Raw genomic sequence first — 4,237 nt, 5'->3', positions numbered from 1 at the left:
GTTATGTAAAAACAATATGTTATGGACCCCCGCGTTCGCGAGGGTGACGATGAAAAGGTTATTATGGTATTTTTGCAAGTGGCTCATTGTACCGGTAAAAGCTTTTAACCCTTTGACATTACGGTACTTGTACCTTTATTGGACGGTATGCAAAACAAAAACGACGCTATAAATAATGGCGCAACTAGTGAAAACATTATGGAAACGACTAACGATAACACAGAAAATCCAGAAACTTTAGATAGCGAAGAATTTTTCGATGCTGATGATAGTTCGGTAATTGAAGAAAATGCTGATAATAGCAATGAATTGCTAGCCTCGGCAAAAGAGGAAATTGCTGCTTTGCGTGAGCAATTATTACGTTTAGCTGCAGATTTTGACAACTATCGTAAGCGCACTACTCGTGAACAACAAGAGATACGCGAATATGGTGTAACTCAATTACTCCAAGACATTTTACCTGTACTCGATAATTTTGATCGAGCTCTTTACCACACAGAAAACGATAACAATCCTGTAATTGATGGAATTCGGCTAGTCTCAAAGCAATTAATTGATACTCTTGCTCGTCACGGTGTCCAATCATTTGTAAGTCTTGGCGAATCATTTGATCCTGAACGCCATGAAGCTATTGCACAATTAGCTGTGTCTTCTGAACAAGCAGGTACTATTGTTGAAGAATTGCAAAAAGGCTATATGTTACGTGCTCGTTTACTTAGACCAGCAAAAGTCGTCGTGGCAATTGCTCCACCTGATACTAATAAAGAAGATACAACTGAGTAATTAATACAATCTATTCTATTAGGAGGTATGTCTCCCGTAGGTAAGCAGCTATACCTAATGGTGTTTAAAAAATGAGCAAAATTATTGGCATTGACTTAGGAACTACGAATTCATGTGTTGCGGTCATCGAAGGCGGCAATCCCGTAGTCATTCCTAACAATGAAGGCGCTCGCACAACGCCATCTATGGTCGCTTTTACAGAATCTGGTGACCGCCTGGTTGGCCAAGTAGCCAAACGCCAAGCAGTCACTAATTTTGAAAGCACTGTTTTTGCGATAAAACGCCTTATAGGCAGACGTTTCGATTCACCAGAAGTTGCTCTCGATAGCCAACGAATGCCATATAAAATCGTTGCCTCCGACCGCGATGATGCTTGGGTTGAAGTTCGTGGCAAACAATATTCACCACCGGAAATTTCTGCAATTATTCTAATAAAATTACGACAAATTGCTCAAGATTACCTTGGTGAAAAAGTTGAACGTGCCGTTATCACTGTTCCAGCTTATTTCAGTGATAGTCAACGTGCGGCAACTCGTGATGCTGGCCGCATTGCTGGTCTAACAGTTGAACGAATTATTAATGAGCCTACTGCTGCAGCTCTAGCTTATGGTCTTGATAAACAGGGTGATCGCACAGTAGCAGTATATGACCTCGGTGGCGGCACCTTTGACATTTCGATTCTTGAAATATCTCAAGGCGTTTTTAATGTGCGCTCTACCAACGGCGATACTCACTTAGGTGGCGAAGATTTTGATCATCGCATTATTGACTTTCTCTGTTCTAAATTTGCTAATGAAAACAACGGACTTGATCTTAAACAAGACCGCATGGCTTTACAGCGATTAAAAGAGGCTGCCGAACGCGTCAAACATGAATTATCGAGTGCTTTAGAAACAGAGATTAATCTGCCTTTTATTGCAGCTGATGCTACTGGTCCAAAACATATCGACATAACAATCACACGTTCAGAACTCGAACAACTATTTGATGACTTACTCGAACGGTCGTTAATACCAGTTAAGGCTGCTCTGGCTGATGCGCATTTAACTTGCAATCAAATTGATGAGGTTCTGCTTGTAGGTGGCATGACACGCATGCCTTTAGTGCAAAGAAAAGTTGCCAATTTCTTTGGTCATGAACCAAATCGCGAAATCAATCCTGACGAAGTAGTAGCTATTGGTGCATCCGTACAAGGCGCAGTAATCTCAGGAGAGATGGATAATGTATTATTGCTCGATGTTACTCCGTTATCTCTTGGTGTAGAAACTGCAGGTGGTATTTTTACTCCCCTAATTACCCGCAATACCACTGTTCCATGCAAAAAGACCCAAATTTTCACTACTGCAATGGATAATCAGCCGTTTGTTGAAGTCCATGTACTACAAGGTGAACGGCAATTAGCCCAAGACAATCAATCACTGGCTCGTTTTCAACTTGAAAGCATACCTCCAGCACCACGCGCAGTACCACAAATCGAAGTGACTTTTTCACTCGATGCTAATGGTATTGTACATGTAGAAGCTAAAGATTTGGGGTCTAATAAATCACAATCAATTAAAATTACCGCACAAAGCGGCCTAACCGAAGATGAAATTAAAAAAATCATTAGTGAAGCTGAAAACGCCAAAGAAAATGATCAGCAGAAAAGACAATTAATTGAGCAAAGAAATAATGCTGACGGTCTTATTTATTCGACTGAAAGCGCTTTAACAGAATATGGCTCACAATTATCCAATATTGATGTTGAACTTATACACTCAGATATTACTAAACTAAAAAATGCACTGGCAGATCCTGCTATTGATGCAAAAACTCTTGATACATTATATAAGGCTCTTGAAACTTCAGCATACCGTATTGCTGAAACTATATATGCACAAAAATAATAACTATGCGCGAACTCTACGAAATACTCGGAGTTAATAAAAGCGCTAATCAGAGCGATATTAAACGCGCATATCGTAGACTTGCGCATAAGTATCATCCCGATAAAAACCCAGATAATCCAACCGCTGAAGAGCGGTTTAAAGAAGCCTCCATGGCTTATGAAATTCTAAGTGACCCTGAAAAGCGCAGCCAATATGATCGCGTTGCATTAGGTGCATACAAAAAGAATAGATCTGCGTCCAATTCTAACTCTCAGGCTGACAATGGCTCAAATTTCACTGATGTTTTTTCAGAGTTATTTGGTGACTTTATCGGCAGACGAGAAAAACGCGAGCAACAACGAGGACGTGATCGAAGCTATGATCTTAGCGTAGACTTTCGCACTGCAGCTTTTGGTGGTGAACGCAATATTCAAATCATGCGCACACAAAAATGTCGTGACTGTCACGGTTTAGGGGCTAAACCAGGAACGGTTCAACAATTATGTCATGCCTGCGGTGGTACAGGTAATATCAAAGTACAACGCGGACTATTTTCGGTAAGCAAACGTTGTACTTATTGTCGTGGTCGTGGTCGCCTTATTACGTCTAAATGTCAAACTTGCGATGGTCTTGGTATTAGCGAAAAGCAGACACAACTTAAGGTGCGCATTCCTCCCGGTGCTGATAATGGCACTGTGGTACGTTATGCCGGTGCTGGTGAACCTGGTAAAAATGGTGGTGGTGCTGGTGATTTACGCATAGTTATTCACGTTGAACCGCATCCACTTTATAAACGCGATGGCGCCAACATTCATCTTGATTTGCCAATTAGTTTTCGCAATGCCGTCCTTGGTGCTAACGTCGAAGTGCCTACCCTAGATGGTACTGTACGTGTACGTTTACCGCCGGGTACCCAAAGTGGGCGGGTATTTCGCCTGCGCCAAAAAGGGGCACAACGTCTATCCAGTACCGAACGTGGCGATATTTTTGTAAAAGTGATTGTTGAGACTCCACAAGAATTAAGACCCGAAGAACGTGACTTAGTAGATGCACTAGCACCATTAGAAGATGAGCGACATTTACCAAAACGAGCTGCATTTTGGCGTGCTGCTGGCGAACCTTAATTAACGCTAAAGCATAATATGTTGACACGTGTGCAAAATACCACGTAAATTGCACACATGTACCAACGAATACTTTACAAGCAATTAAGTCGTAGTAAAAAATCTATACTTCTTTTAGGCCCACGACAAACCGGCAAATCTACTCTCATCCAAGCACTTAAACCTGATTTAACAATAAATCTTGCTGATGAAGAGACATTTATCGACTTTTTACGCAATCCTGGGCTATTAAGGATAAAAGCAAATTGCGATATTACCTGAGTTTTTAGTATAAAAATTAACGTAACGCCGTTGCATGTAATTTAAGCCTTAGCGCTTTGATTACTTTTTAAAAGTTGATCAAAGTAATAATGATACTGACTGATTATCCACCACCTTAAGACCTGACTCTTGATCTCATCTCTGTAATTGATCGATTTTATTAGGCTTTACTGGATGCCCTCTTTCGAGGGCATGACGTAG

At 41.0% G+C, this 4,237-nt stretch carries 4 protein-coding genes; all 4 read left to right on the top strand.

Annotated elements, in window-relative coordinates:
• The first annotated feature begins 147 nt into the window (after positions 1–147).
• The 4 genes from grpE (at position 148) to JW841_02700 (ending at position 4,036) form a co-directional block, all read left to right on the top strand.
• Positions 148–783, top strand: coding sequence for a nucleotide exchange factor GrpE (gene grpE, locus JW841_02715; protein ID MBN1959836.1), 636 nt, complete (start codon positions 148–150; stop codon positions 781–783).
• A 71-nt stretch (positions 784–854) separates the two neighbouring features.
• Positions 855–2,669 carry a molecular chaperone DnaK gene (gene dnaK / locus JW841_02710; GenBank protein ID MBN1959835.1) on the top strand — a complete coding sequence of 605 codons (1,815 nt, stop codon included), beginning with the start codon at positions 855–857 and terminating at the stop codon, positions 2,667–2,669.
• A gap of 5 nt (positions 2,670–2,674) precedes the next feature.
• On the top strand, positions 2,675–3,775 hold the full coding sequence (gene dnaJ, locus JW841_02705; GenBank protein ID MBN1959834.1) for a molecular chaperone DnaJ: 1,101 nt from the start codon (positions 2,675–2,677) through the stop codon (positions 3,773–3,775).
• A gap of 57 nt (positions 3,776–3,832) precedes the next feature.
• Positions 3,833–4,036, top strand: a complete 204-nt coding sequence (locus JW841_02700) for a hypothetical protein (GenBank protein ID MBN1959833.1) — start codon at positions 3,833–3,835, stop codon at positions 4,034–4,036.
• Positions 4,037–4,237 lie beyond the last annotated feature (201 nt).

It is taken from the genome of Deltaproteobacteria bacterium, from assembly GCA_016931625.1.
Classification (GTDB): domain Bacteria; phylum Myxococcota; class XYA12-FULL-58-9; order XYA12-FULL-58-9; family JAFGEK01; genus JAFGEK01.
Note: the sequence above shows the minus strand (reverse complement) of the source record. Positions and strands in the feature narration are given on the sequence as shown.

Excerpts from the sequence above, each read along its gene's own strand:
- dnaK (MBN1959835.1), top strand. The coding sequence starts at position 855 with ATGAGCAAAATTATTGGCATTGACTTAGGAACTACGAATTCATGTGTT.
- JW841_02700 (MBN1959833.1), top strand. The coding sequence starts at position 3,833 with ATGTACCAACGAATACTTTACAAGCAATTAAGTCGTAGTAAAAAATCT.
- grpE (MBN1959836.1), top strand. The coding sequence starts at position 148 with ATGCAAAACAAAAACGACGCTATAAATAATGGCGCAACTAGTGAAAAC.
- dnaJ (MBN1959834.1), top strand. The coding sequence starts at position 2,675 with ATGCGCGAACTCTACGAAATACTCGGAGTTAATAAAAGCGCTAATCAG.